Genomic DNA, 25,889 nt, shown 5'->3' with positions numbered 1-25,889 from the left:
TCCACCTATTTTCAAGTTATATCATGAAAGGAAAAATCTTATTGACCGCTTTTTTAGCAGGCGGATTTACTATTGCCAACGCACAGGAGCAGAAAGCTAAACCCGAAGATACGGAAGTATACAGTCCTGTTCCGCCGGAAGTGAAACCCGGCAAAAAATGCGGGGAAGCTCCATCCGATGCAATCATTTTGTTTGACGGTACTAACCTGGACCAGTGGGTGATGGCGGATGACAGAAATGCACCAGCTCAATGGATCGTAGAAAAAGGTGTGCTGACGGTCAACAAAAAAGTAGGCAATATTGAAACGAAGAAAACCTTCAACAACTACCAGCTGCATATCGAATGGAGGGTACCGGCCAATATCACCGGCACCGGACAGGGAAGAGGCAACAGCGGTGTTTTCCTGGCTTCCATCGGTAAAGGAGATGCTGGCTACGAGCTGCAGGTACTGGACTCCTACAATAACAAAACCTACACAAACGGTATGGCTGCCAGCATCTACAAACAATATGTGCCACTGGCCAACCCTACCAACAAACCCGGTGAATGGCAGACCTATGACGTGATCTGGACAGCTCCTGTTTTTGGCAGCGATGGTGCACTGGTAAGCCCTGCACGGGTAACGGTTCTTTTCAACGGAGTGCTGGTGCAAAACAATGTGGAACTGAAAGGGCCTACGCAATATATCGGAGCTCCTGCCTACCGCCAGGCGCATGGTCCTAGCCCGATTAAACTGCAGGCTCACGGCGATAAGAGTGAGCCACTGAGTTTCCGTAATATCTGGATCAGAGAATTATAATATCCCACCGTTTTGCTGCTCATTTAAAACAGAATGGGCAGCAAAACAGGATATCTTCCAACAGTAATAATATATCTTCCAAAAGCCAGTCAAACAACGGCGCTTCCCCTCCTGGGTATCCTGTACAGCCTTTCCATATGCTTCCTATCACTTTTGTAATCCTGTAGCTCATTGTTTCACCGGTTCATAGTACAACAATACATTGCCTGATCCCATAACCTTTACCTGCAGCAGTTTCAGGGAATGTTTATCCGAAATGCCTGCAAACACAGTTTTACCACTACCCAGGATGGTAGGGCTGATAATCACCCGCAGCTCATCAAGGAGATTGAGTTCCAGAAAGGAAACGGCCAGGTTGGAGCTTCCCAGGATTATAATAGCATTACCATCTTCTTGTTTTAACCGGCTGATCTCTTCGGTCAGATTGTTTTTTATCAGTACTGTATTGTGCCAGTCAGCTTTTTCGAGTGTGCGGGAAAAAACGATCTTGGGAAGGGTATTCATTTTTTCTGCTACAACGGGCTCTTTCTCCCGGGCAATGGCCGAAGGCCAGAAATCATACATCATCTCGTAGGTAGTACGCCCGAAAATAAGCGTGCCGGCCTCTTTTAGCAGTTCTACGGAATAGTCGCTGAACTCCTGGTCAACAGTATGCCAGCCGAGTTTAGGATCTTCACTGGCCTCAAAATAACCATCCAGTGAAATCATCATCTGAAATATAACTTTTCTCATAACCGGGGTAACTTTTTATTTACAAACTTACTGTCGTTAACTGACATCTCCGGGTATCATTTCCGACAAAATGGAGGTTGTTTACGACATCGGATTTTTTTATATTTGGTTCATGAAACACATATCCATCCTCGTCCCCAAAGGTGATGTAGCCCTATCTTGCATTGAAGGCTCATTTACGGTGTTCAACAAGGTTAATGACTTTCTGGCCGTATCGGGAAAACCACCTTTGTTCAAAGTGCAGCTGGTAGGGCTTGCACGGGAATCAGAAACTTACCACCGTCTTTTTTCTGTGACGCCAGACCTTACGCTGGATGAAGTCAGCAAAACAGACCTGATCATCATTCCTGCGGTGAATGGCGAAATGGATAAAGTCATCAGCATGAACCGGGATTTCTTTCCCTGGGTAGTGGCTCAGCATCGGAAAGGCGCTGAAGTTGCCAGTCTCTGTGTGGGCGCTTTCCTGCTGGCATCTACCGGCCTGCTAAACGGAAAAAAATGCGCTACCCACTGGTTTGCGGCCAATCACTTCAGGAAGATGTTCCCGGATGTGACCCTCGTCTCCGAAAAAATCATCACAGATGAAGGCGGAATTTATTCCAGCGGAGGAGCCGCCTCCTTCTACAATCTCATTATCTACCTGGTGGAGAAATATGCCGGCAAAGAACTGGCCATACTCTGTTCCAAAATGTTTGAGATCGAATTTGAAAGAAGCAATCAATCACCCTTCATCATCTTCGAAGGCCAGAAAAGCCACGATGATGAGCCCATTCGCAAGGCACAGGAATATATCGAAAACAATTTCTCAGAAAAAATTACAGTTGATCAGCTGGCAGCCATGTTCTCCCTCAGCCGCAGAAACCTGGAACGACGCTTCAAAAAAGCTACGTCCAACACAGCTGTGGAATACATGCAGCGCGTGAAGATAGAGGCAGCTAAAAACAGCCTCGAAACTTCTTCCGAAAATGTCAGCGAAGTCATGTATAAAGTAGGATATACTGATACCAAAGCTTTCCGTACTACCTTCAAAAAAATCACGGGCCTGTCACCACAGGAATACCGTAACAAATACAACCGGCAAATGGCGGCTGCCAGCTAACACCTGCAGTGGCTGTTGTCTTCCTCCCTTTTGTTGCTTTTCTTCCTCAACTACATTCCTGCCGGATGGGTATTTGTCTGCCCATCCGGCCACATATCCGGTGTTCTATACTGCCTGATGGGTAAGGCACAATTTTTTGTTATACAACTATAATAAAACTTATGGTTGTATGAAGGTACATCCTGATGAAAAAGACAAAGAAGCACATGCTTTCTACAAAGAAGCACTTACCTTTTTAAACGAGAGCGGCGCCGATTATATGCTGGGCGGCGCTTACGCCCTGTTTTATTACACCGGCATCTACAGGAATACCAAAGATCTTGATATCTTCTGTAAATCGACAGAATATACAAAAATACTCCAGTGTTTTGCTACCAAAGAAGGATATAGGGTGGAACTGACCGATGTCCGCTGGCTCGCTAAAGTCTTCAAAGGCGTCTATTTCCTGGATATCATCTTCGACACTGTCAACAATATCTGCAGGGTAGATGATAGCTGGTATAAGTATACAGTCAGCACCAGCTTTGAAGGAGTGCCCGTAAAACTCATGGCCCCGGAAGAACTGGTATGGTGCAAGATATATGTACAGAACAGGGAACGCTACGATGGCGCTGATATCAACCATATTCTACTCCGGTGGAAAAACCTCGACTGGGAAAGAATCCTTTCCCGTCTCAATCAACACTGGCATCTCCTGCTGGCTCAACTGCTGATATTTCAGTTTGTATATCCTGCCGATTACCCAAATATTATTCCCCGCTGGCTCTTCGATGAACTGATGGCACGGGCCCATCAGCAATATGAACTACCCGTTGCAGTAACACGCGTGTGCCGTGGTCCATTCATCGATCAGACACAATATGAGATAGACATCAAAAAATGGAATTATAAAGCATATACCATTAAAACCGTTTGACTATGCAGGAAGAAAAACGCACTGTGCGCATTGCAGCCCTGGCCGATCTGCATATTACCAGCACCGACAAAGGTACATGGACGGATTGTTTTAAAGAGATAAATACCAGCGCCGACATATTGCTTTTATGTGGTGATCTGACCGATACCGGCGATGAATCGGAAGCGGAAATCCTGTACAATGAACTGAAAACCTTTAGTATACCGGTAGTGGGTGTATTGGGCAACCACGATTATGAAAAGGGGCGTCAGAAAATAATCCGTAACATCATACAGGGCCACAACAATGTGCATATCCTGGATGGTGAAGCTGTTGTATTACATGATATTGGTTTTGCCGGCGTAAAAGGCTTTGGTGGTGGTTTTAACGGCCATATGTTGTCGATGTTCGGTGAAAACGCCATGAAAGCCTTTGTACAGGAATCTGTGGACGAAGCGCTTCATCTCGACAGGGCATTGGCCAAAATCGAAAAAGAACATCCCGGCATGAAAAAAATTGCAGTATTGCACTATTCTCCGGTAGCAGAAACCATCGCCGGAGAGTCAGAACAGATATATCCCTTTCTGGGATCGTCCAGGCTGGCCGAACCTCTCATCCGGCGTAAAGTGACAGCTGCCTTTCATGGGCATGCTCACCAGGGGAAGTTGCAGGGCATGCTGGAAGAAGTAAAGATCTTTAATGTTGCCAGGCCCATCCTGCTGAAAGAAGGTTTACCCAAGCCCTTCTTTATCTTTGATGTTTAGCCTATTGAAAACAAAAGGGACCACCATTGCGGCAGTCCCTTCAATTCATTTTTACAGATTACAGATCTTCTGACAGTGGTTCATCCCCGGCAAGTTCTTCATCATCAATAGATGTTTGTTCCGGAATGTCTTCTGCTGCCCTTTTTTGTTCTTCTTCCTTGTGTTTGTTATGGGGACTTACATTCTTCAGCGGATCATCTTCTGTCACCTTTTTGTGTTCTTTGCTCCGGTCAGGGCCGGTGGGTCTGTCGTTTGCTGGCATACTGAATGGTTTTAGGATGAAGAAAACCGGTACGCTATCAGCCTAGTTTACGATGATAGGCTTCTTCCCATGCATTGATAGCCTGTTCTATAGTGTCACCTGTACCCAGGATAACCCCATCGCATCCCGCCCCAAATACGCAGAAATACTCAGGCCCGTCTTTGTATACGTCGGGCATGAAATTCCTGGCTACAGGAGGGAGTGCCGGATTACTATAGTCTATCTTTACATGTTCTCCTTCCAATGAGAAGTGGTTCATATTTGAGCTGTTTTCTCTCCTGATACAAAATAAAAAACCATGCCGTTGCATGCTCCCGTTTTCTTCGTTTTCTACAATAGAAACGGTGAAATGTGCAACGCCCGGGACTGCCTGCCGTCCTATCTTTGCGTTGGCAAACCGGACCTTCGGTAATAGATCACTTTTAATTCTAAAAACATGAAGCTTTATATGCATCTGTATTTCGTGCTGAGTGTGCTATTGGTTTTTGCTGCATTATTGGTGCTGGCAGGAAATATTTTATGGTAAGATTATCATTTACAATAATTGTTGGTTAACGATAACCGGGGTATTCCTATCCCGGTTTTTTAATGGATTGTGTACGTTGTTCTACGACTGAAAAAAAACTGCCATGACTGCTGGTAGCGGGTTGTACGCCCTTTAAGCTGTCAGTACAGAAAGAGGAAAACAATGGCCGCCATAAAAAATACGTAACTTCCCCGCATGATGTCTTCTCCCGAAAATATAATCCCTCAACTGGTCACAGAACTGCTGGGCCAGGAAGCGCCTATGCCATATGACCTGCTACTGCTGGCCGACCCTTCTACCGATATGATCAATACCTATATCAGCGGTTCCTATGTATATATTGCCCTGCTGGAAAAAGCACGGGTAGGGGTATACGTTTTGTTGCCGCTGGACAACGAAAAGATTGAAGTGAAAAACATTGCTGTACATGAGGCCTGGCAGGGCCGAGGCATTGGTAAATACCTGCTGCAGGATGCCGCTGCCAAAGCCAGATCCCTGGGGTTTACCACATTGGTGATCGGCACCGGCAACTCCAGTGTAGCACAGCTGTATCTGTATCAGCGTAGCGGTTTTGATATTACGGCCATCCACCGTAACTTTTTTATAGAACATTATGCAACACCCATCTATGAAAACGGCATCCAGTGCAAACACATGATCATGCTCGAAAAACAGCTGTAGCAGGATATTATTTCCAGAAGCCCTGTGCCTGTATCTGGGCGCTGGCGCAGCCTCTTGCTTTCAACAGTTTACGTAAGGCCTCTACCAGATGGGAGTTGCCAGCGAGATAGTATTGCCAGGAGGCATGTAAAGGCAGGGCTTCCAGTTGGGCTAACAATGTCTCCGGACTAGCTATCGTTTCCAGTGGTAACTCCGGGAACGCCTGTACGAAATGTTTGCGGTGGGTTGTTTCCGGGAGTATCACCATACCGGATATCCAGCTATAGGAGGAGGCCAGTTGTTGCAGAGCGTTGAAATGTCCAATGGCGCTCTGATCGCCCAGCATTACAAGATGGGCGTCCTGTTTCACATGTTGGTGGCTACCGTCAATACCGATATAATTAAAAACATCACCCGGACGAAGCTGGCTGGCCCATAAGCTGCCGGTACCCTGATGGGCGGCATCTATAAAAAGGGTGCAGGTGCTGGTGTCGGCATTCCAGCGGGCAGGGGTATAGTCGCGGTAGTGATAAGGCGCTACACGGCATTTGATATGTGGAGGTGTTTGCCACTGATGCATCTTTACACCAGGTAGGTGCAGGTCTATTTCATAAAAGCTGGCGGGCTCCCAATGTCGTATTGCCAGTACGGAGCCTTGTTTGTTGAGGGCTTTCTCAATAAAACTGATACGGTTGTTGTGAATGACAGCAGATCCCATAGTGCTCATTTTATGTTGCAAAGCAACAAATGAATGAGTACCTGAAAAATAGACGATCACAGGTAATGATTGGACAAATCGCGGTACCGTGCCCGGAAGTCCAGCGGAGTCTCACCTGCCAGCTTACGGAACACCCGTGAGAAGTAGGTATGGTCATCGTAACCGGTACGGAAGGCTACTTCTTTGGTGGTAAGGTCGGTATAATACAGCAGCCGTTTGGCTTCCAGTAAGGATTCCTGTTGAATCCAATGGCTAACGGGAAAACTGGTTTGCCCTTTCACCAGCTCATTGAGATAGGAGAGGGAGAGGTTCATCATATCGGCGTAGGCAGCAGGACTTTTTACCGTGAGTACATTTTTTTTCACCAGTTCCCTGAACTGATGGGTGACGTTATAGGCTCTGTCGTGCTGCTTGCCGGGCTGTCCTGCTGTCTGTAACAGGGCGGTGGCCATCATGCCCAGAAAGGCGTCAATCAGTGCATGCACAATTTTTTGCTGGGGCATGCCGGTAGGATGGCTGTTGTGCTGTTGCCATATCAGTTGCAGACATTGGACGAAAGGGTTGTTGTCCTGCAGTGGAATAAAATGTTGCTCGTTTTTGGTTTTCTCGAAGATGTTTCTCCAGGTGTTTTGTACCAGCGGGATATCTACTGCGAGAAACCAGCCGTTCACTACTGCCGTTGCCAGATAGCGATGCACCTGACCGGGGCAGATGTAACCGATGGTATTGCCCGTTGCATGATGGAGCTCGAAGTCTATCATCAGTTGCATAGCACCGCTTTCCTGCAGGAAGAAGACGTAGTAATCGTCGCGGTGAGGGTCCAGGTGTGCGTGATTACCGGGTTCGTCACGGATATATTTTATTTCGAAGCCTCTGCCGAAGGGGGCTTTATGTACAGGTACCTGGTTTTTCCTTTGTTGTTTGCTGCGCATATATTTTTTATTTAGGAAGATAACAGCGCGAAAGCTATTTCTGCGGCTCCCAATGCGATGGAGGCGTCTTCTGCTGCGCTGAGGCTCCAGGCGGCGGAGAGACCGCTGTAGGCTACGATCCATTTCAGGAGGCGTTGTGGTTCCATGTTGGCGGCGGAAGCCACTACTGCCACCTGTGCGGCGAGGCGTCCGGGCGCCAGGGCTGTTTCCAGATCCGGGTTGCAGAAGATATGGGCATAGTCGAAACCCCTGTCACCTATCAGTCTTCTGGGATCGATGGCTACCCATCCGCGGGCACCGGCATCGAGTACATTGGTATGGTGAAGATCACCATGCAGTACACATATTTCCTGCGGATAACGGAGCAACTGTTTGGCGATGAGATGTGACTCTTCGAGGATACCGCCGTATTTACCTGCAGCAGGTTCCAGTTCTTCAAACCAGGTAGCGAGTGGCAGCAGTTGTGCTGGTGCGGGTGTGGTACGTGGTGCATGGAGTTTGTCGGCCACCTGGCAGATGATACGGCTGGCAGCGGTGTCTTGTCCGTTGAGGGCCATTTCGAGGAGGGAGTTTTTGCTGCTGATGCGTTCCAGCAGGAGGGCGCTGCCGTCCATCTGTAATACGCGGGCGGCCCCTTCTCCATCCCAGTAAGACATAAGGATACCTCCCAGCTGTTCTTCTGCCTCCAGCGCTATTTTAAGCATGGCTGGCTGTTGCTGGTAGACAACGGGTTGGAGCCAGCAGGCATATGTTCTGAAGGCAGGGCCATCAGGTTGCAGTTCCCATTTTTTCAGGTAATGTTTCCGTTCTTTGTCACCGGCCTGGAAGGCAGCTTCATTCCGCCATTCCTGAACGGATGTGACATCGTTAGTGTTGGGCATGGGTAAAAAAGCATGGTGTAAAAAAAGCTGTCCCTCTTTTCCGTATAAGAGGGACAGTCGTATTAAGCGGGTATATTATCTTTTGCTATGATGTTCCAGTCCTGGCTGCCCTGGCCTTTTGCGATCCAGCGGTCCATTTCTTTTGCGATGGCCGGGATAATGGCCAGGTGCGCGCCGTTTTGTTCGGCTGCGTTAAGAAACAGCTGGGTATCTTTGCGGGCCATGTTCAGTTCCCAGGAGGGTTCGCTGTAGTTGCCGCTGGTCATGCGTTTGAGCCTTGCCGGCAGCATAGCGCCCGGATTCCAGGAGTCAAACAGCGTAGTGACCTCACTCAGCTGGATGTTTAATCCTTTGGCGAGGGAGAGGGTATCAGAGAGCCCTGCAGTGAATGTCACCAGAAAGAGGTTGCCGATCAGTTTGATGCCGGCAGCTTTGCCAGGCTCTGGTCCGAAGTTCATCACCTTGCCGGTTAACTTAGACAGCTCTGGTTCCAGTTGTGCAGTCACAGCCTGATCACCGGATACCAGCATGGTGCCGGTGCTTTCCAGCGCATTTTGCGGTCCCATGAACACCGGTGCGTGTTGATAGATGAACCCACGTTCTTTCCATGCCTGCGTTCTTTGAATGGCGCCTTCGGTGGAAGTGGTAGTATGATCTATGATGATAGCTCCCGGCTTCAGACCAGCACTGGCGGCTGCCAGCACCTCGTCTACGGAGGCGTCATCTTTCAGGGTGATATGTACCCTGTCGGCTCCTTTTACGGCGTCAGCCACATTTTCAAATGCTTTTGCACCGTAGGCTTCCATTGCTGCTGCCCTGGAGTGGGTGCGGTTCCATACCTGTACCTGCATTCCTTTGTTGATCATTGCCCTTACAAAGTTTGATCCAAGCAGGCCCATACCTAAAAATGCTACCATATGACTTAAATTTTGATAAAGGTAGGAAACTGAAAGAAATTAGCTTTTTACATAAAAAATTATATACTTATTTGGTTAAATACTGATAACCGCTTGTTAAATTCTGATCACAGGCAACTTATCATCTTATGAAACGAGTTTTCTGGTAAGCCTGGCGGCTGCAGTATGCGCATGGCCTGGCATTTATTTTATACGATCATCAGCTGCATAAATGCGCTGGTACTGCTTTTTGTTTCTCTGGCGGTATGCAGGGCATCCAGATAGGGAAAGGTGCGGATATCATACCGGAATTCCGGCAGCTTGTGACTGAACTTCTTTTCCAGATACTGATTCAGCTCCGCATCAGTTTTATGTCCTTCGATATAAGCTGTCAGAAAATAATACAGGCTTTTATATTCTTTCTCCAGTAACAAATGAAGGGCTATCACAAAAGCACCATAGGATGTATCAGGGCTGCGCGCGATGATATCTATGGCCTTCCGGTAGAAGGTGGTGTCCAGCTGTTGATAATGCAGGGGTAAAAATATGAGACAAAAATATTCGATGTTCCTGTTTTCGAAAACGCCAGCGGTAGTTTCTCCACCATCCATATTATGCCAGGTGGCCCATTCCATAAACTCGTGCTGGGACTGCTCTCCGGCCAGTAGGGTGGTGAGTTGATGAGTGAGTCCTGCTACCACTGGAGCGGTGTCTCTTGCATATTGTTTGTAATCCAGCCATTCAAAAAAATAGTCAGGATGGTAATCTTCCAGCGCTGTTTCAAAAAGCGCTACGGGATCAGAAAAGCCGGGTTCGTGCGGTTCCAGTTGCAATATACCGGCAGTATTGGCAATCATTTCACGGGTAGTCAGTTTGCCCTGGAACCAGCTGATAATCATATCGTGAAAAAACGGGTATTGTTTTCCCGGGGAGGTCATGGCTAACAGGTTTAGTATGCTAATTTATGGATTCTTCCTAATACGGGCGCGGTAGGTTCCGGAAGTACGGTCACGGCTGTACTCTTTTTTTCAACCGATCGGTTTATTTTTCATCACAAAGGAGGGCTGCCCGATCTTGATAAATTAATGAAACATTTTTCTGTTCTCAGATATTGCCCCTAATCCCGCAACGGGAAAACTACCCCTAGCGCTTTTGCCCTAATGACGTACTTTTGTAGCCTAGACGTGATATTAATCAGAACCATGATCTTTAGAAAAATCGCAACTCATTGGAGTGCCGTTATTCATACAGGCATATACCAGGGCATGCCTTTTATTGAAGCCAGGAGGACGAAGTTGTTGAACATTGTGGTGTTGCCCGGTATGTTGCTCGCGTTTTGTTTTGGAGTACTGAATCTGTACCAGGGGCGTCCCAGCCTGTCGGCGGTGAATTTTGTTCATACGCTGGGCTATCTGCTGATTCTGTATCTGAATAAAGAGCAGCGTTATCTGTCGGCCCGGGTAATCGTTATGCTCTTTAGCCTCACCCTGTATGGTTTCTCTGGGTTTTATTTCCAGAACGGAGCTGCGTTTTACCTGATTCCGATTCTGGTGATGGCTTTCCTGATTTATGATAATAAATGGCTGTTAGGCTGTTTGTCAGTATTGATCATTGCGGTGATTGCGCTGGCTTATTATGCACCGGTACTCTGGCATCAGAAACAACTGGTGCCTTCCGGCCGTATACTGGCTAATCTGCTGATTTCACTGGGCATCGTGGTGGTAGCGCTCATCTACTTCAAAAGCGTGCATGTGGAATATCAGCAGCAAACAGAAGCCCAGCGGAAGACGCTGGACATACTTAACCGCGATAAGGTAAAGCTGTTTTCCATCATTGCCCACGATATCCGCAGCCCGCTGGCCACACTGGAAAGCTTGCTGGGTATGTTCAGCAACGGACAGTATGAGTATAAGGAGATGAAAGATGCTGCAGCAGAGCTTCACCTGAAAGTAACGCAGGTAGGAGAAACGCTTAATAACCTCCTGCGCTGGACAGCCAGCCAGATGAAAGGTATACATACAGAACCGGTAAATGTGCCACTGGTACAGCTTATACGGGGAACCCTGCTCACCTTTGAACCTAATATCCGCCATAAAGCCCTGCAGATGGAGATAAAAGTATGCGGCAACCTTCAGGTATATGCAGACAGCAATCAACTGGTGATCATCTTACGTAACCTGATCAGCAATGCCATCAAATTCAGCCATCGGGAAGGATTGATCACCATCAGAGCCGGCTGGAAAAACAAGCAGGTACACCTCAGCGTTGCCGACAACGGTATCGGCATGACAAAGGAAAGACTGGAAACACTGTTCTCTTTTACCGGTCAGCCGGCCTATGGTACTGACGGAGAAAGAGGGTCCGGCATAGGGCTGATGCTGTGCTCCGAATTCGCAAAGCAGAACGATGGTGAAATATCCGTGGAAAGCATGCCAGGCAAAGGTACTACCTTCCGGCTGCTGCTGCCGGGAAGGCAGGAGAAATCAGTAGAAGAGGAAATACCCGCATAAGCCCCCACCTTTAAACTTTACCAGGACTATTATTATCTTTATCCGATTCCAACCAATCAAACAGTGCTGAACCCTAACCTGGTGCAGAATCCGGGATGGAAGTAATTATTAAAAATGAACGTGATGATGAAAAAAATTGTCTTACCGGTCTTGTCGGCTTTATTGCTGACGGCTGTGTCTCTACGGGCACAGCAACGGCCCAACATCGTATTCATCCTGGCAGATGACCTGGGATATGGTGATCTGGGTGTCTATGGCCAGCAAAAAATCAAGACGCCTAACATCGACCGTATTGCCCGGCAGGGGATGCTGTTCACCCGTTTTTATGCAGGCACCTCTGTTTGTGCACCTTCCCGTTCTTCCCTGCTCACCGGCCAGCATACAGGGCATACCTATGTGCGTGGCAATAAGGAAATAAAACCCGAAGGACAGGAACCGCTGGCAGATACGGTACAGAGTTATGCTAAAATGTTGCAGCAGGCAGGTTATGTTACCGGCGCCTTCGGTAAATGGGGACTGGGCATGGTAGGCACCAGCGGCGCTCCTGATAAAAAAGGATTCGATGTTTTTTATGGTTATAACTGTCAGCGCCAGTCGCATCGTTATTACCCCACTCACCTGTGGAGCAATAATACAAAAATCGATCTCGAAGGCAATGATCTCACACAAAAGAAAGTCTATGCTCCTGAGTTGATACAGCAACAAACGCTGGCCTTCATAGAAAACAACAAAAACAAACCCTTTTTCCTGTTTGTGCCGTCTATCCTGCCACATGCTGAGCTGCAAGGCCCCGACGATCAGTATTACAAACAATATGAAAATGCTTTTGAAGAAAAGCCCTATCAAGGCAATGATTACGGTCCTGGTGCCCTGGTACCCGGTTATGCTTCCGTAGCCAAACCGCATGCTACCTATGCCGCCATGGTGAGCCGTCTGGATGCCTATGTAGGCCAGATACTCGACAAACTAGACCAGCTGGGACTCACACAGAACACCATCATTATCTTCAGTAGCGACAACGGTGCCCATCGTGAAGGTGGCGCCGATCCGATATTCTTCAATAGCTCCGCCGGTTTACGCGGTTTTAAACGGGACCTTTATGAAGGAGGTATCAAAACCCCCTTCATCGTAAAATGGCCCGGTAAAGTGAAAGCAGGCAGCCGCAGTAACTTCATCGGTGCTTTCTGGGACCTCATGCCCACCTTCACAGAAATAGCGAAAGCTCCCAAACCTCCCTACACCGATGGGGTGTCTATCGTTCCTTCCCTTACCGGAAAAGGCAAACAGACACAACATCCTTATCTGTACTGGGAATTTCACGAGGATAACGGTACACAGGCCGTGCGTATGGGTAAGTGGAAAGGCATCCGCAAGGAGGTGACGAAAGATCCGCATGCACCCATAGAGCTGTACGACCTGGATAAAGATCCGGCGGAACAGCATAATATCGCTGCTGTACATCCCGATATCGTGAAGAAAATAAATGGTTATATGTCGGAAGCCCATGTGGAGAGCCCGGCTTTCCCCTGGGAACGTTGATGAATGCTGATACTACTGATACTGCTGATGAGCGGAGATAAAGCAGGGGCTGACCATAGCATAAAAGAAAGCTTGGCTCAGCCCCGTTTCAGATTATTTACAAATCTGCGCCTTAAAATAACTTCCAGCCTTCGCATGGAAACCTGGTCGAAGAATGATTCTGTCAGTATCTGACGTCACCTGAAGGTTAAAGACCGTGGTGGAATTTGCTTCCATCGTGTAACTCACACCAGCAATATGGTTAAGTTGTTTAATGGCAATTATCTCTGCAGTTTGGTTCCTCTTGATGAGATCTGGTTTATCAATAGTAATCGCCTCCCGGAGAACGGGTCCTTTTAGTGTACTGTATCTTTCATTTATCACCCTGGCATTATCTTCTTTGCTTGCAGTCCCTAAAGGCAGCCCCATATAGGTTAGGTTAGGCGTAGAAAAATATGGGATCGGATAGGTCGTAACACCATTGTTTGCGACGGAGCCATAAGCCATAACAGTATGTAGGTAATGACCTTGCTTATCCTTCAATTTTGTGAATACATAACCGTGCCCATAGGGAAAAGGATAGTTATTGGGATCCAATGCCACTTCATGCCGGCAGCCATACAAATGCCCGATTTCATGGGCCATGGTGAATCTTGGAACAAGTAAAAACGATGTCATTGCGCAAACAGCATTATCCCTGTTCACACCTATTTCCCATCCTATACCTGTAGGTTTCCCATCCTTCGTAATTAATACACAAACATCGGCATGATAGCATCTGCGGAGATCTTTAAGCTGACCGAAAGGCCCCGTGCCGTGTACTACGCCTTCCCGGAAATCATACAGACTTTTCATCAGATCATTTGTTTCAGTGTAATTAATCCGTACTGCCCTTACCAGTCGTGCGTTGTGATTTATACCACTGTTTTTATAAGCGAGGTTCATGTTATCTATGCTGGGCTGTATCATTGATTTAAGCGGATTGGGGTCTGTCACTTTATCCGTATAAGCTACCAATATTCTGGTGTCAGTCGTATAGCTGGTATCACAGGGCTGTTGTGCATGACTCTTTCCCAACCATAATAAAAGAATAGAGAATATGATTTTCTGCTTCATGGGGCTGGGTTTAGTGTTGATTGACTTTTTCTCTAAGTATGGCATTCTCTTTCTCCACTGCTTTAATACGTTTGTCCTGATCAATAACATACAGTGTCAGTTCTTCGATTTTTTGTAGCAGCAGGGCATTCATATTGCCCAGATTAATGCCCTCTTTCTTTACGGTTTCTTCTGAAGGTATTTCGGGGAGATGTTTGTTAGTGCTGATAAAATCTTCCACCTCCTGCAGCGTTCTTAACGTATATTTTTTATCAAAAACAAAATCAGGCCAGGGGCCGGATTTAACTTCTACCTCACGGGCGCCGATTTTACCTTCTACGGCCAGTTTGTAGTCTCCGGGGTCCTTGGTCCCGATACCAACATTGCCATTCCCCTTTATGCGCATTGTTTCAGTGAATGCCGCACTGGAACCATAGCCAAACGCGATGTCACTATTTTTTCCACTGGTATATATCTGTAGCAGATAATTTTGGATTCCCAGGCCAAAGTTGAGGGCAGAATCACCATAAAGTAAAATTTTGGCGCCCACATAGCTGGCAAAACTAAGTGGGGCTCCTGGCTTTGTAGTGCCAATGCCGATATTACCATTGTTCAGAATCGTCATCAGTTCTTTAGATTGAGAAGTATCCCGGAAGTTATCCGTGCTGAACGAAAGAGTTTTACTTGCCATTAATCTTATCGAACTGTTATCGTATAATTCCATTCCTCCAACAACGCCACTTTTAATGTAATGATCAATCGTTCCGAATTTGATGATGCCATAGGTGAAACCGGGGCCGGAAGTAAAGAGTAAGCCCGGAGTACTGCCACCTGCGATCGTTAATCTCTCCGTGGGACTGGAAGTACCAATGCCCACATTACCATTCCCTTTAATACGCAGGTTTTCGTTGAAATGCTTGCTGGAACCATAACCAAATGCGATGTCACTCGTGTGGATATCTGTATGTATCTGAAGTAATAAAGACTGAACTCCGATGCCGTAGCTGACACCGGAATTACCCCAAAAAGAAATTTTATCACCTGCAGTACTGGCAAAATTAAGTGGGAAGCCAGGGTCTTTCATACCAATACCAATATTACCATTCCCTCTTATTCGTACCGTCTCAGTGAAATTGTCGCTGGAACCATAGCCGAACGCGAAATCACTTCCGATCCTATCCGTAAATATCTGGAACAATGCAGGTCCGATTCCCAGTCCAAAATGAGTTTTGCCATAGTTCCATAATGAAATCTTATTACCTAGTATTGAGGGAAAAGTTATAGGGGCAATAGGGCTTGATGTTCCAAATCCCATGTTCCGGATTTTATAACCACCGGATCCGGTAAAATAGATATCGTAGGAGCCATCCGGGTTTTTCGGACCCCATTTCCATGACGGGGCCTGCCCCCAGGTAGTAGCGCTTTTAAGGATGAAAAAACAAATAAACATGGAAAGATACCTTATAGCCGATTGTAGCCGGGGCATAGGTGTTTTTGATGTGTTTTCTTTCATAGATAGATTTTGTTTATGTGTGAATGAATAGACGGGGTATTTGAGGTATGGGGTATGACGATAATCTTCGCTTATCAGGAGTATCAGGAATCAGTATGTATCAGCGGTCCCGGAAGGAGTTAGGAGCTACCGTGGTCTGTTTCCGGAAGAAGTTGGAGAAATGGGCCAGCTCTTCAAAGCCAAGGCTGTAGGCTATTTCAGAAATGCTCCAATCTGTTTGTTTCAGGAGGATTTTGGCTTCTTGTAGTATCCGGTTGCTGATCAATTCAGTGGTTGTTTTGCCGGTGTGTTCCTTTAGTACTTTATTGAGATGATTGACGTGTACTGCCAGGCGGCCGGCGAAATCCTTGGCGGTGCGGAGCGCTATTGTCTGCTGAGATGATTCTATGGGGAACTGCCTTTCCAGTAATTCGATGAACAGGGAAGATATCCTTGCGGAGGCTGTATGGGTGGGATATAACGCGGTAGCCGGTTGCAGCTTTTGTCCGTAATGTATCAGTTCAAGTACATAGTTGCGCAGCAGATCGTATTTATATACATAGTCGGCAGATAACTCTTTGTACATCTTCTTAAAAATGCTGGTGATCTCTTCTGCTTCTTCATCCGATACCTGAAAAACAGGATACCCGCCGGGCCGGAAGATGGGAAGTTCTTCCAATATTACCCCGCTTTTATTTTTGGTGAGAAACTCATCGGTAAAAATGCAGAAATATCCGCCCTGCTGATCTTCCAGCGGTACCCAGTTGTAGGGTATTCTGGGCGTGGCAAACAACAAAGCGTTTTTTTCGATATCAATGACCTTGTCAGCATATTCTGCCCGGTTTTTGCCCGTGATAATGCTGATCTTATAGTAAGCACGCCTGTTGTAGGGCATTTTGCTTTGATCCGCTTTGAGCTCATCGGTCTTAAAAATATTAAAATGGCCGATCTCCTTATGGATACCTTCTGGTATCAGGGAAGCGGTTTCTTTATAAAACGCTTCCAGAGAAGTAATGTCCATAGTCAGTATGTTTGCGATATTCAAAGGTACAAAAAGCAACCCACCCCGGTTTTATTTGAATTTTGCAAATAATGGATTGATGCATACAAACAGGCAGATCAGCAGCAGAGGTACCTTTGTATCGTGATAAACAATTCAAAGTAAACGAATATGACAGCAAATAAAAAAATAGCACTGGTAACCGGCGGCAGCCGCGGCCTGGGGAAAAATATGGCCATCAATATTGCCAGAAAAGGCATCGATGTGGTGATCACTTACCACAGCAGAAAAGAAGAAGCACAGCATGTGGTGGCTGAAATAGAAAAGGAAGGCGCCAAAGCAGTCGCGCTGCAGTTAAATACAGGGGACGTGAAAAGTTTTCCGGCTTTTTTTAAACACCTGAAAACCGCACTGAAGAATACTTTTCACGCAGAGCACTTCGACTTTCTGATCAACAACGCCGGGATTGGTATTCATAAACCATTTACAGAAATTACGGAAGAAGATTTCGATGAGTTGATGAACATACACTTTAAAGGTGTGTATTTCCTGACACAACAGGCCTTACCGCTGCTCAATGATGGTGGTCGTATCATCAACCTCTCTTCGGGGCTGGCACGTTTTACCACGCCTGGCTACTCCGCTTATGCTGCCATGAAAGGCGGGGTGGAAACGCTCACCCGTTATATGGCCAAAGAGCTGGGTACCAGAGGTATTGCCGTCAATATTGTAGCTCCCGGCGCCATAGAAACAGACTTCGGCGGCGCTATTGTCCGCGATAACCCTGCTGTGAATAAAATGGTGGCAGACGCTACTGCATTGGGCCGTGCCGGCCTGCCGGATGATATCGGCGGTGTAGTGGCTTTCCTGTGTACAGAAGAGGCCCGGTGGATTAATGGACAGCGGATAGAGGTATCGGGTGGTGCCAACCTATAACGGTGATTAGTATGATGCCACCGATGCTCCTGATGAGCGGAGAATAATATATAAACAAAACAGAACAGCCACCGTATCACCGGTGGCTGTTCTGTTTTATATCAGGTTAATCTGTCTCCACTTATCAGCATCAAATGAATTACAGTTTCCAGGAGATCTTTGCAGACTTTGTATCTGCGGAGCTGGTACCGATGCGGATGATAAATTCACCGGGTTCCCATACATACTGCAGATTGCTGTTATAGAACTTCAGGTTTTCCGGGGAGATGTTGAAGGATACTGTTTTGCTTTCGCCAGGCTGCAGAGATATTTTGCGGAAGCCGATCAGGTCCTGTACAGAGCGTGTTACGGAGGCTACCGGGTCGGTGAGGTAGAGCTGTACTACTTCCTCGCCGGCGTATTTGCCTGTATTGGTAACAGTTACACTGGCGGTGATGGTTTCATTGCCGGCAGGGTTTTGTTTGCTTACTGTTACATCACTGTAAGAGAAAGTAGTATAGCTGAGGCCATAGCCGAAAGGATACAGTGGTGTATTGGGAACATCGAGGTAGTCGGATTTGAATTTCTGGAAGGAGGAGCCTTCCAGCGGACGGCCGGTATTTTTATGGTTATAGAAAACCGGTATCTGTCCTACATTACGGGGGAAGCTGGCGGTGATTTTACCGGCAGGGTTGTAATGTCCGAAGAGCGCATCAGCGATGGCGTTACCGGCTTCTGTGCCTGCAAACCAGGTGTCGAGAATGGAAGTGACGTGGGCATCTTCCCAGGTAAGGGTGAGCGGACGACCATTCATCAGTACCAGCACTACCGGTTTACCTGTTTTTACCAGTGCTTTCAGCAGCAGCTGCTGACTTTCAGGGATGTTAAGATCACTACGGCTGGCGCTCTCACCACTCATTTCGGAGGCTTCGCCGAGAACGGCTACCACTACATCGGCTTTGCCGGCAGCGTCGAGTGCTTCCTGCAGCATGGCTTCCGGCGTGCGGCTGTCTATTTCAGCACGCGGACCAAATACATTCACATTTTTAGCGAGGGTAGTGTCGTTGGTGAGGTTGGCGCCTTTGGCGTAGATCACCTGAACGTTGTTGCCGGCTACGTTTTTAATACCTTCTCTGACAGTAATGGCCTGTTGCAGATCACCTGATACAGCCCAGGTACCCAGCATATTGTTTTTGCTGTCGGCAAGGGGGCCTACGAGTGCGATGGTTCCTTTTTTAGCCAGCGGCAGTGTCTGGCGGTCATTTTTCAGCAGCACGAAGGAGCGGGCCGCTATTTCGCGGGCAGCAGCCCTGTTGGCTGGTGTCAGGATTTCGTTGGCAGCACGTTCTTCCTTGATATAACGGTAAGGATCCTCGAAGAGGCCCATTTTGTATTTTGTTTCCAGTACGCGGCGGCAGGCATTGTTGATATCCTGAAGTGTTACTTTACCTTCCTGTAATGATTTTTTCAGGGTAGTGAGAAAACCTTCGCCTACCATATCCATATCCAGACCGGCTTTGAGGGCGAGAGCAGATACGGTCTGCAGATCACCCATACCGTGAGCGATCATTTCATTGACGGCGGTGTAGTCACTTACAACGAGTCCTTTAAAGCCCCATTGTTTGCGTAGCAGGTCGGTGAGCAGCCATTTGTTGCCAGTGGCAGGAACGGCATCAACATCGTTGAAGGATGTCATGATGCTGCCCACGCCGGCGTCGATGGCGGCTTTATATGGAGGCAGGTAGTATTGGAACATTTTAATGCGGCTCATGTCTACGGAGTTGTAGTCGCGGCCACCTTCAGCGCCGCCATAGAGGGCGAAGTGTTTTACGCAGGCCATGAGGGTATTGCCCTTGCTGTAGTCTTTACCCTGATAACCTTTTACCATGGCTTCTGCGATGCGGGAGCCGAGGTAGGGATCTTCACCGGAGCCTTCTGCGATGCGGCCCCATCTGGGGTCACGGCAGATGTCTACCATAGGGGAATAGGCCCAGGATAAGCCGTCGGCGGTACCTTCAGCGGCGGCGATGCGGGCACTGCGTTCTATGAGGTCCATATCCCAGGAGGCGGAGAGGCCCAGTGGAATAGGGAAGATGGTTTTGTGGCCGTGAATGATATCCAGCCCGAAGATGAGGGGGATATGCAACCGGGAGTTTTTAACGGCGATGTCCTGTATTTTGCGGATCCTGTCGGGGCCGGTGATGCCGAAAAGGCCGCCTACATTGCCTTTGCGGATATTGTCATCTACGCCCTGGCTCATTACCGAGCCGGTGACGGTACCTCCGCCGGGTACTACCAGGTTAAGCTGACCGATTTTTTCTTCCAGTGTCATTTTGCCCATCAGATTGTTGACATAGGCATTCATTTTGGCATTTTGCTGTGCGTGCGTTTCCGTGGCGACTACCAATAGTAGTCCAAATAGTAGCTTCTTCATCTCGTGTATTTTAAAATTCGTTGGCCCGGTGCTGTTACTGTACCCGGTAGGACACAAAAGCGAGGTGCCGGCCATCGGGTGACCACGAAGGTACATTGATTGTGCCTTGTCCGCCAAAGAAAACAGGTGTTAAATCACGAACGGTCTGTGTAACCATGTCGAGTAAACGAAGTTGTACGTTTTTTCCGAAGGGATGTTCCTGTTGCTGATCTTCCATAAAACTGAGGAAGACCACAAGTTTCCCGTTGGGGGAGGGATGCGGGAACCAGTTGGCATAATGGTCGTCGGTAAGCTGCTGTGGGTCCTGGCCGTCGGCATCCATACGCCAGATTTGCATGCGGCCTGAACGGAAGGAGTTGAAGTAGATGTATTTGCCATCGGGTGAGAAATCGGGACCGTCGTCGAGACCTTTTTCGTGGGTGAGTCTTTTTTCAGTGCCGCCATCGGCTGGCACGGTATAGATATCAAAATCGCCGTTGCGCAGGCCTACAAAGGCGAGTGTTTTACCGTCGGGGCTCCAGCCGTGCCAGAAGGCAGGCGACTGCCGGATCAGCGGTTTTAAAGGCCCGCCTTCGGCAGGGGTGGTGTAGAGGAAAGAGCCGCCGCCTGTGGTTTGACGGTAACCGCTGATGACCACCAGCTGCCCATCCGGTGAAAAACCATGGTCATTGTTGGCCGACAGGCTGCTGTCCAGCGGCAGCTCGTCTACGATACCATCGTTTAGCCAGTAACGGTACAACCGGCCTTTTTTGTTGAAGAGAAGATACCGGCCATCTTTCGACCAGTTGGGGGCTTCAAAGAGCGTGGGCTCGGAATACACGACCGTTCTCTTTCCGGTCTTCACATCGATTGTTTCCAGAAAACTATGTACGGTTGTCTGTGCGGGGCAGTTGCTGGCATACAGTCCGCAGAGGCATGCCCATAATAAAATGCGTATAGTCATATGCGTGATATAGCCTTGTTTTCAGGTGAAATAATAAACGGGGTAAGGGGTATACTGCCGGGCTCTACATCCTGGTATTACAGAAAGATAAAAAGTCTTTTTAATATTCGGAAGGCTAATTATCTGGACGGCTGAATGGCGGATACTGGCATTGTCCGGACTTTTTTGTCCTGGTTACTCCCGGGAAATGCCGGACTCCACCCATGACGGGAACTTCGGATATAGTAAGTTTGTAAAAAACAGCAGGGTTATGGAAAAATTTATCCTGGAACAAGACATCCCGGTGTTTTATGTAGAGGCATCCAGTTTCCCCGAAGGCATCCTGGAGGCCTTTAAAAAACTATATGCATTGTTGCCGGATCTTAATGGCCGGCGTTTTTTTGGCATCTCTTACCCCGACAGGAGCGGCCGCATCATTTACAAAGCTGCTGTGGCGGAGAATGCTCCGGGAGAAGCCAGCCAGTACGGCTGTCCTGTTTTTACCATCCATAAAGGTGAATATATGAGTGAACTCCTGAAAAGCCAGGAGGGCAACGGCCGGCTGATCGGAGAAATTTTTCAGCAGCTGCTGGCACATCCCGACCTGGATAAAAACGGCTACTGCCTGGAGATGTACCTGGAAGATACCACTGTACGTTGTATGGTACCGTTGGTACCAAAGAATTCATAAAGGCCGGAGACAGGGGCATTTTTTTTGAGCACAGTTATTAAACCGTGCTTGTATGAAAACAAAGAAAAAGGATGCGCAGCCTGGGAAATGGTCTGCCGCGGTGACAAGCCACAGTAATGCCCTTGACCTGGAAGAAAGGATATTTACTTCCGAAAATCCTGCGGCGATCGCAGCCTCCCTAAAACGTTCTGCCTTGCGCAGCAAGCGGCGCAAAGGCACCCCTTTCCAATCTGCTATGTCTATGTTAAATTTTTATATCAACAGGGCGGGAAAAAATCTTCCTGAAAAACAGCGACAGGTGCTGGAAGCAGCGAAGGATGAGCTAAGGGAAGCTTTTGGTAAAGTCTGAGTACCGTTTTTTGCCGGTAAGGAAAAAACGGAAAACATGTTTCCGCTTCTTCCCGTATGCCGGCGGATATTAGCCAATATGGAAAAATGGTCAACCTGGTACTAATAAAAAGTAACTTTTTGCAGGCTATAGTTGATCGCATGGTAAGGCGCTTTTAATGGCTATGAATTCAACGGGTTAGTTAGCAGCGGTCAGGTCTGGCCTGACTCTTCCTCTTGTTCTTCTTCAGGTTCCCATTCTGGAATATACAGACCAAAGACTACGCCACCTGCCATATGCCTGCTGAAGCCCTGCCATAGGGCCGATAAGTGCGGAAACCCCTACTCATCCGGCAGTAACAGTGAAACAGAGTGGGAGATATTTTACAGCATGTATCCGGTAAAAAGCAGTAGTAAAAGGCTGTCCCCGTAAAAATTAGTATCTTTGCGCGCATTTTTAATGAGCGAAAAAATGAAACTGGAAGAACAATTACAGCAAAGAAGCGACAACAAATGTGAACTCTGCGGAGCAGAGGAGACCCTGAAAATGTATGATGTGGCCCCTCGTTCCGGCGATGGCCCTGACAGCACAATCCTGATCTGTGATACCTGCCGTGCGCAGGTAGACCGGAAGGCAGAGCTGGACAGTAAACACTGGAACTGCCTGACCACGGCTATGTGGAGCGAAGTACCCGGCGTACAGGTGGTAGCCTGGCGTATGCTGCACCGCCTCAAAAGTGAAAGCTGGGCCATGGAAAGCCTCGACATGATGTTCCTCGACGAGGAAACACTGGCATGGGCACAGGCTACCGGCGATCATGATAATGATGATGCCGTAGAGCTGCACAAAGACTGCAATGGCAACGTATTGCAGAACGGCGACAGCGTTACCCTCATCAAATCACTGGACGTAAAAGGCTCCACGCTGAATGCCAAAATGGGCACCGTTGTTAAAAACATACGACTGGTGGAAGACAATACCGAACAGATAGAAGGTAAGATAGAAGGACAGCTGATCGTGATTCTCACAAAATATGTGAGAAAGCAGAGCTAAGTTATCTCGGCATATTGATCGCTTCCATGAATTGTTTCAGGTAGGCATCGCCGATGGGCACACAGTGCGGCCCGGTAAAGATGCGCTGTTTTTCGATACTGTCTATTTTATCCAGTGAGATAATATAGGATTTATGTACCCGTAAAAAGCGGAAGGGCGCCAGTATATCTTCAAAGCTGCGAAGGTTCTGTAAGGTCAGTATCTTTTGTTTGGGCGTCTGGATGGCCACGTAGTTGCGGAGTGCTTCCACAAAAAGGATGTCTTTTACATCTACACGTACGATACGTTTATCGGTACGCACAAAAATATAATCGGTGCCGGAAGGCTGTGAAACGGTGACGGAGCTTCTGGCCAGTACCCGTTGCACAGCCCTGGCAAACCGTTCGAATGACACAGGTTTCAGCAGATAGTCGATGGCCTCGCGGTCAAATCCTTCTACGGCATATTCATCGTAGGCAGATACCAGTACCACCTGCACACCCGGAGGTGCCAGCTGCATTAGCTCCAGCCCGCTCAGTTCCTGCATCTGTATATCCAGAAAAATAAGATCTATCTTCTCCTGCTTTATAAAGCCGAGGGCTTCCATCGGATTATGGAAAACCTTTACCAGCTGCAGGTCTGGCGTTTTATGAATAAACGATACCAATACCTGTGCTGCGAGTGGTTCATCATCTACCACGATACACTTTACTCCCATATCCTTACCAGTTGATCGCTAAATTAATAAAATATTCTTTCCCTGTATCTCGGATGTCGAGTTGATGCCGGCCAGGATACAGCAGCTGTAAGCGTTTCCGGACATTGTCAAGACCTATGCCTCCGGTTTTGTCGCGTTGCTGGCCGGAGATATAGTTATGTACACTGAATGACAGCTGTTGTTCGTCACAAACTATGGTGATGGTCACCGGTTTGCCCGGACGGTTGCTGACACCGTGTTTGAAGGCATTTTCCACAAAAGGTACCAGTAACAGCGGAGCGATGGCCTTGTCGGGCAGTATCGCCGGCAAACTGAAAACAATGCCTTCGTTATATCCGGTACGCAACCGTTGTAGCGTAACGAAGTCCTGCAGATAACTGATTTCTTCTCTGATAGGGGCGCGGTAGGAAATATCGGAAGGCTGATGCACCATATAAGACAGCAGGTGAGTGAGGGTTTTATTGGCCCGCACTACTTCCGGAGAACCCATTAATGCCAGCGAATAGATGCTGTTTAAACTGTTGATCAGAAAATGAGAATTGAGTTGCATCTTCAGAAATCCTGATTCAGCCTGTATTTGCTGTTGCTGCAAAGCCGCCCTTCTTTTTTCTTCCTGTAACCATAAAACAAAAAGCCGGAAGGAAAATGCAGCGATCACAATGATCACATTGTTCCAGAGTGCGCTGATAAAGTATTCTCCCAGGGAAGTATATACGTGTACTTTCTGCCGGTTGACAATCTGATGTCCTCTATATAGAAGGTCCTGTTCAAAAAAGAGTTTTACGAAACCGTATTTCAGCAGTGTAAATGCCGGGATAATGAACAATACAGACACCAGCCGCCGCGTCCGGTGCCGCTTTTCAAAGAACGGTGTGGCTATCCAGCGCAGGCAGCCGTAGAACAGCAGGAAATTGATCAGGCCCAGTGCACCACTGTTGATATGTACCGTGCGTATGCTTTTTTCGTTGAAACGGGTAAGCGTCATCAGATTGCTGCTATATACCAGCAGGAGCCAGCCCAGCAGCAGCAATATAAATTCCCGGATATGTTGACGGATATTATGCATACTCGGGATATCGTTTTATTTGATAAGCTGCGTGACAGGCATAAAAAGATTGCAGTGAGAGCGTTAAGGTGTCTTGCTGTATCTGAAGGCGAACCACCAAAGGTCCGCTGGTATCTTTGATTTGTTGAAGAGCGGTTTCGGTAGTATGTTGTAGCAGTAATGCTTCGAGTGTGCCCTGCTGTGTTTCTCCGATGATGGATAATTCCAGCTGCTGGTCTGGATTACACAGGTTACGCAGTTCCATATATCGTTCAAAATTGAGCAGTTCTTTCCAGAGGCTGACTCTTTCTTTCTCCAGTGCTTTATCATACAACATATATCGCAGGAGGTCTGATAGCAGCAGGATGGCTTTTACGCCTTCTTTGTCGCGTCGTTGTTCATCTTCCAGGATAGGCGTGAGTTGTTGCAGGTTGTGTAGCAGAAGGCGTGAATTTTCCTGCATGCGTATATACCGGGTCCGTGCGGCTGCTGCGGCGCTGGCCAGCAGGCGGTCCTGTGGCCCTGTATGTTGACGTTGTAACAACAGCCTATAGCTGTAAGCAAGAATAGCCACGCCCAGACCGGTTTTTGTGGCCGTAAGAAAATAATTGAAGAAACTCATGTACTGGTTCTTCTTTCCTACAAAGGAGTAAAGCTTTACCAACACCTGGTCGGGAAAGAAAAAATACCCGATGGCATATTTAATGATTGCAAATGCAAATACCGCTGTAAACACCCGTGCTATCACCTGTACCGGCTGCCGCTTCCTGATGGGTTTGGGTAATAACACAAACGCCAGTACGAAAAACAACTGAAAGTTGATAAAGCCATACAGTACCTGCTGTACCAGCACCAGCTTCAGTCCAAAGGCAGAGCGCATGTTGAACTTGATCATCGGGTAGGCATAGAGTAATATTAATGCCATCCAGACAGCGAGGTGAGTAAAATACCGGTATGGTTTATTGTGTCGCATATGTTAACCGGTGCTGAAGATAGTATATGCCTGTTTTTTTTCTGCATAAAG

The 25,889-nt window shown here is 47.7% G+C and carries 26 protein-coding genes and 2 pseudogenes; 12 read left to right on the top strand and 16 right to left on the bottom strand.

Translation table 11 applies throughout. From position 1 onward, the window contains the following. Nucleotides 1-23: 23 nt before the first annotated feature. A complete protein-coding gene (locus tag DF182_RS04135; RefSeq protein WP_113614402.1) occupies nt 24-800 on the top strand; it encodes a 3-keto-disaccharide hydrolase in 777 nt (258 codons plus the stop codon). Nucleotides 801-968: 168 nt separating this feature from the next. Here the strand turns inward: DF182_RS04135 and DF182_RS04130 are convergent, their stop codons facing one another. Continuing rightward, nucleotides 969-1,532, bottom strand: coding sequence for a dihydrofolate reductase family protein (locus DF182_RS04130; protein ID WP_113614401.1), 564 nt, complete (start codon nt 1,530-1,532; stop codon nt 969-971). 112 nt (nt 1,533-1,644) lie between these two features. Between DF182_RS04130 and DF182_RS04125 the strand changes: the two genes are divergently transcribed. The 3 genes and pseudogenes from DF182_RS04125 to DF182_RS04115 all read left to right on the top strand — a co-directional run bounded on the left by DF182_RS04125 (nt 1,645) and on the right by DF182_RS04115 (nt 4,290). Next, nucleotides 1,645-2,631, top strand: a complete 987-nt coding sequence (locus DF182_RS04125; protein ID WP_113616771.1) for a GlxA family transcriptional regulator — start codon at nt 1,645-1,647, stop codon at nt 2,629-2,631. Nucleotides 2,632-2,800: 169 nt separating this feature from the next. After that, a pseudogene (locus DF182_RS32835) lies at nt 2,801-3,178 on the top strand (hypothetical protein); the annotation flags it as partial. Between the two features lie 371 nt (nt 3,179-3,549). Then, entirely contained in the window at nt 3,550-4,290 is a 741-nt protein-coding gene (locus DF182_RS04115; RefSeq protein WP_113614399.1) for a metallophosphoesterase family protein, read from the top strand. A 58-nt stretch (nt 4,291-4,348) separates the two neighbouring features. On the opposite strand, the gene DF182_RS04110 is transcribed toward DF182_RS04115, so the two are convergent. Together DF182_RS04110 and DF182_RS32085 are read right to left on the bottom strand one after the other, a co-directional pair. Continuing rightward, nucleotides 4,349-4,552: a hypothetical protein gene (locus DF182_RS04110; protein WP_113614398.1), complete on the bottom strand. Its 204-nt coding sequence runs from the start codon at nt 4,550-4,552 to the stop codon at nt 4,349-4,351. Nucleotides 4,553-4,589: 37 nt separating this feature from the next. After that, on the bottom strand, nt 4,590-4,811 hold the full coding sequence (locus DF182_RS32085) for a hypothetical protein (protein ID WP_147243342.1): 222 nt from the start codon (nt 4,809-4,811) through the stop codon (nt 4,590-4,592). Nucleotides 4,812-5,273: 462 nt separating this feature from the next. Here DF182_RS32085 and DF182_RS04100 point away from each other — a divergent pair, with 462 nt between their 5' ends. Continuing rightward, entirely contained in the window at nt 5,274-5,759 is a 486-nt protein-coding gene (locus tag DF182_RS04100) for a GNAT family N-acetyltransferase (protein WP_211327050.1), read from the top strand. Nucleotides 5,760-5,766: 7 nt separating this feature from the next. Here DF182_RS04100 and DF182_RS04095 read toward each other — a convergent pair whose 3' ends face one another. The 5 genes from DF182_RS04095 to DF182_RS04075 all read right to left on the bottom strand — a co-directional run bounded on the left by DF182_RS04095 (nt 5,767) and on the right by DF182_RS04075 (nt 10,103). Further along, the gene (locus DF182_RS04095) at nt 5,767-6,456 is read right to left on the bottom strand and encodes a siderophore-interacting protein (protein WP_161964044.1); all 690 of its coding nucleotides are present in this window, start codon (nt 6,454-6,456) and stop codon (nt 5,767-5,769) included. Between the two features lie 56 nt (nt 6,457-6,512). Next, the gene (locus DF182_RS04090; RefSeq protein ID WP_161964043.1) at nt 6,513-7,388 is read right to left on the bottom strand and encodes an AraC family transcriptional regulator; all 876 of its coding nucleotides are present in this window, start codon (nt 7,386-7,388) and stop codon (nt 6,513-6,515) included. Between the two features lie 11 nt (nt 7,389-7,399). Then, complete coding sequence (locus tag DF182_RS04085) at nt 7,400-8,269, bottom strand: aminoglycoside phosphotransferase family protein (protein WP_113614394.1); 870 nt, start codon at nt 8,267-8,269, stop codon at nt 7,400-7,402. Between the two features lie 62 nt (nt 8,270-8,331). Continuing rightward, complete coding sequence (locus tag DF182_RS04080; RefSeq protein ID WP_113614393.1) at nt 8,332-9,186, bottom strand: NAD(P)-dependent oxidoreductase; 855 nt, start codon at nt 9,184-9,186, stop codon at nt 8,332-8,334. A 188-nt stretch (nt 9,187-9,374) separates the two neighbouring features. Then, complete coding sequence (locus DF182_RS04075; protein WP_113614392.1) at nt 9,375-10,103, bottom strand: hypothetical protein; 729 nt, start codon at nt 10,101-10,103, stop codon at nt 9,375-9,377. A gap of 264 nt (nt 10,104-10,367) precedes the next feature. Between DF182_RS04075 and DF182_RS04070 the strand changes: the two genes are divergently transcribed. From DF182_RS04070 to DF182_RS04060, 3 genes and pseudogenes are all read left to right on the top strand, one after another. Next, a complete protein-coding gene (locus DF182_RS04070) occupies nt 10,368-11,675 on the top strand; it encodes a sensor histidine kinase (RefSeq protein ID WP_161964042.1) in 1,308 nt (435 codons plus the stop codon). Between the two features lie 27 nt (nt 11,676-11,702). Next, nucleotides 11,703-11,780, top strand: a pseudogene (locus DF182_RS32830) (RagB/SusD family nutrient uptake outer membrane protein); the annotation flags it as partial. A gap of 18 nt (nt 11,781-11,798) precedes the next feature. Then, nucleotides 11,799-13,214 (top strand): arylsulfatase, encoded by a 1,416-nt coding sequence (locus DF182_RS04060; protein ID WP_211327049.1) that lies wholly within the window; start codon nt 11,799-11,801, stop codon nt 13,212-13,214. Between the two features lie 93 nt (nt 13,215-13,307). On the opposite strand, the gene DF182_RS04055 is transcribed toward DF182_RS04060, so the two are convergent. The 3 genes from DF182_RS04055 to DF182_RS04045 all read right to left on the bottom strand — a co-directional run bounded on the left by DF182_RS04055 (nt 13,308) and on the right by DF182_RS04045 (nt 16,801). Beyond that, nucleotides 13,308-14,309: a M12 family metallo-peptidase gene (locus DF182_RS04055; RefSeq protein ID WP_161964041.1), complete on the bottom strand. Its 1,002-nt coding sequence runs from the start codon at nt 14,307-14,309 to the stop codon at nt 13,308-13,310. Between the two features lie 10 nt (nt 14,310-14,319). Continuing rightward, on the bottom strand, nt 14,320-15,801 hold the full coding sequence (locus DF182_RS04050) for a hypothetical protein (RefSeq protein ID WP_113614389.1): 1,482 nt from the start codon (nt 15,799-15,801) through the stop codon (nt 14,320-14,322). A gap of 100 nt (nt 15,802-15,901) precedes the next feature. After that, on the bottom strand, nt 15,902-16,801 hold the full coding sequence (locus DF182_RS04045) for a helix-turn-helix domain-containing protein (protein WP_113614388.1): 900 nt from the start codon (nt 16,799-16,801) through the stop codon (nt 15,902-15,904). 150 nt (nt 16,802-16,951) lie between these two features. On the opposite strand from DF182_RS04045, the gene DF182_RS04040 reads away from it, so the two are divergent. After that, nucleotides 16,952-17,716, top strand: a complete 765-nt coding sequence (locus DF182_RS04040; RefSeq protein WP_113614387.1) for an SDR family oxidoreductase — start codon at nt 16,952-16,954, stop codon at nt 17,714-17,716. Between the two features lie 139 nt (nt 17,717-17,855). Here the strand turns inward: DF182_RS04040 and bglX are convergent, their stop codons facing one another. Next, on the bottom strand, nt 17,856-20,129 hold the full coding sequence (gene bglX / locus DF182_RS04035; RefSeq protein WP_113614386.1) for a beta-glucosidase BglX: 2,274 nt from the start codon (nt 20,127-20,129) through the stop codon (nt 17,856-17,858). A gap of 34 nt (nt 20,130-20,163) precedes the next feature. Then, on the bottom strand, nt 20,164-21,072 hold the full coding sequence (locus DF182_RS04030; RefSeq protein ID WP_113614385.1) for a TolB family protein: 909 nt from the start codon (nt 21,070-21,072) through the stop codon (nt 20,164-20,166). A 250-nt stretch (nt 21,073-21,322) separates the two neighbouring features. On the opposite strand from DF182_RS04030, the gene DF182_RS04025 reads away from it, so the two are divergent. From DF182_RS04025 to DF182_RS04015, 3 genes are all read left to right on the top strand, one after another. Next, nucleotides 21,323-21,742, top strand: a complete 420-nt coding sequence (locus tag DF182_RS04025; RefSeq protein ID WP_113614384.1) for a transcriptional regulator — start codon at nt 21,323-21,325, stop codon at nt 21,740-21,742. A gap of 52 nt (nt 21,743-21,794) precedes the next feature. Next, nucleotides 21,795-22,091: a DUF3175 domain-containing protein gene (locus DF182_RS04020; protein ID WP_113614383.1), complete on the top strand. Its 297-nt coding sequence runs from the start codon at nt 21,795-21,797 to the stop codon at nt 22,089-22,091. A gap of 423 nt (nt 22,092-22,514) precedes the next feature. Next, nucleotides 22,515-23,123, top strand: a complete 609-nt coding sequence (locus DF182_RS04015; RefSeq protein WP_245957366.1) for a PhnA domain-containing protein — start codon at nt 22,515-22,517, stop codon at nt 23,121-23,123. 1 nt (nt 23,124) lies between these two features. Here the strand turns inward: DF182_RS04015 and DF182_RS04010 are convergent, their stop codons facing one another. Genes DF182_RS04010 through DF182_RS04000 form a run of 3 tightly spaced genes read right to left on the bottom strand, consistent with a single transcriptional unit; the run spans nt 23,125 to nt 25,838 of the window. Further along, nucleotides 23,125-23,820 (bottom strand): LytR/AlgR family response regulator transcription factor, encoded by a 696-nt coding sequence (locus DF182_RS04010; protein ID WP_113614382.1) that lies wholly within the window; start codon nt 23,818-23,820, stop codon nt 23,125-23,127. Between the two features lie 4 nt (nt 23,821-23,824). Next, nucleotides 23,825-24,886, bottom strand: a complete 1,062-nt coding sequence (locus tag DF182_RS04005) for a sensor histidine kinase (protein WP_113614381.1) — start codon at nt 24,884-24,886, stop codon at nt 23,825-23,827. Continuing rightward, entirely contained in the window at nt 24,879-25,838 is a 960-nt protein-coding gene (locus tag DF182_RS04000) for a LytS family sensor histidine kinase (protein ID WP_147243341.1), read from the bottom strand. The genes DF182_RS04005 and DF182_RS04000 overlap by 8 nt, the downstream gene beginning before the upstream one ends. Nucleotides 25,839-25,889 lie beyond the last annotated feature (51 nt).

Source organism: Chitinophaga flava (assembly GCF_003308995.1).
Classification (GTDB): Bacteria; Bacteroidota; Bacteroidia; order Chitinophagales; family Chitinophagaceae; genus Chitinophaga; species Chitinophaga flava.
Note: the sequence above shows the minus strand (reverse complement) of the source record. Positions and strands in the feature narration are given on the sequence as shown.

Excerpts from the sequence above, each read along its gene's own strand:
- DF182_RS04135 (WP_113614402.1), top strand. The coding sequence starts at position 24 with ATGAAAGGAAAAATCTTATTGACCGCTTTTTTAGCAGGCGGATTTACT.
- DF182_RS04130 (WP_113614401.1), bottom strand. The coding sequence starts at position 1,532 with ATGAGAAAAGTTATATTTCAGATGATGATTTCACTGGATGGTTATTTT.
- DF182_RS04125 (WP_113616771.1), top strand. The coding sequence starts at position 1,645 with ATGAAACACATATCCATCCTCGTCCCCAAAGGTGATGTAGCCCTATCT.
- DF182_RS04115 (WP_113614399.1), top strand. The coding sequence starts at position 3,550 with ATGCAGGAAGAAAAACGCACTGTGCGCATTGCAGCCCTGGCCGATCTG.
- DF182_RS04110 (WP_113614398.1), bottom strand. The coding sequence starts at position 4,552 with ATGCCAGCAAACGACAGACCCACCGGCCCTGACCGGAGCAAAGAACAC.
- DF182_RS32085 (WP_147243342.1), bottom strand. The coding sequence starts at position 4,811 with ATGAACCACTTCTCATTGGAAGGAGAACATGTAAAGATAGACTATAGT.
- DF182_RS04100 (WP_211327050.1), top strand. The coding sequence starts at position 5,274 with ATGATGTCTTCTCCCGAAAATATAATCCCTCAACTGGTCACAGAACTG.
- DF182_RS04095 (WP_161964044.1), bottom strand. The coding sequence starts at position 6,456 with ATGGGATCTGCTGTCATTCACAACAACCGTATCAGTTTTATTGAGAAA.
- DF182_RS04090 (WP_161964043.1), bottom strand. The coding sequence starts at position 7,388 with ATGCGCAGCAAACAACAAAGGAAAAACCAGGTACCTGTACATAAAGCC.
- DF182_RS04085 (WP_113614394.1), bottom strand. The coding sequence starts at position 8,269 with ATGCCCAACACTAACGATGTCACATCCGTTCAGGAATGGCGGAATGAA.
- DF182_RS04080 (WP_113614393.1), bottom strand. The coding sequence starts at position 9,186 with ATGGTAGCATTTTTAGGTATGGGCCTGCTTGGATCAAACTTTGTAAGG.
- DF182_RS04075 (WP_113614392.1), bottom strand. The coding sequence starts at position 10,103 with ATGACCTCCCCGGGAAAACAATACCCGTTTTTTCACGATATGATTATC.
- DF182_RS04070 (WP_161964042.1), top strand. The coding sequence starts at position 10,368 with ATGATCTTTAGAAAAATCGCAACTCATTGGAGTGCCGTTATTCATACA.
- DF182_RS04060 (WP_211327049.1), top strand. The coding sequence starts at position 11,799 with ATGATGAAAAAAATTGTCTTACCGGTCTTGTCGGCTTTATTGCTGACG.
- DF182_RS04055 (WP_161964041.1), bottom strand. The coding sequence starts at position 14,309 with ATGAAGCAGAAAATCATATTCTCTATTCTTTTATTATGGTTGGGAAAG.
- DF182_RS04050 (WP_113614389.1), bottom strand. The coding sequence starts at position 15,801 with ATGAAAGAAAACACATCAAAAACACCTATGCCCCGGCTACAATCGGCT.
- DF182_RS04045 (WP_113614388.1), bottom strand. The coding sequence starts at position 16,801 with ATGGACATTACTTCTCTGGAAGCGTTTTATAAAGAAACCGCTTCCCTG.
- DF182_RS04040 (WP_113614387.1), top strand. The coding sequence starts at position 16,952 with ATGACAGCAAATAAAAAAATAGCACTGGTAACCGGCGGCAGCCGCGGC.
- bglX (WP_113614386.1), bottom strand. The coding sequence starts at position 20,129 with ATGAAGAAGCTACTATTTGGACTACTATTGGTAGTCGCCACGGAAACG.
- DF182_RS04030 (WP_113614385.1), bottom strand. The coding sequence starts at position 21,072 with ATGACTATACGCATTTTATTATGGGCATGCCTCTGCGGACTGTATGCC.
- DF182_RS04025 (WP_113614384.1), top strand. The coding sequence starts at position 21,323 with ATGGAAAAATTTATCCTGGAACAAGACATCCCGGTGTTTTATGTAGAG.
- DF182_RS04020 (WP_113614383.1), top strand. The coding sequence starts at position 21,795 with ATGAAAACAAAGAAAAAGGATGCGCAGCCTGGGAAATGGTCTGCCGCG.
- DF182_RS04010 (WP_113614382.1), bottom strand. The coding sequence starts at position 23,820 with ATGGGAGTAAAGTGTATCGTGGTAGATGATGAACCACTCGCAGCACAG.
- DF182_RS04005 (WP_113614381.1), bottom strand. The coding sequence starts at position 24,886 with ATGCATAATATCCGTCAACATATCCGGGAATTTATATTGCTGCTGCTG.
- DF182_RS04000 (WP_147243341.1), bottom strand. The coding sequence starts at position 25,838 with ATGCGACACAATAAACCATACCGGTATTTTACTCACCTCGCTGTCTGG.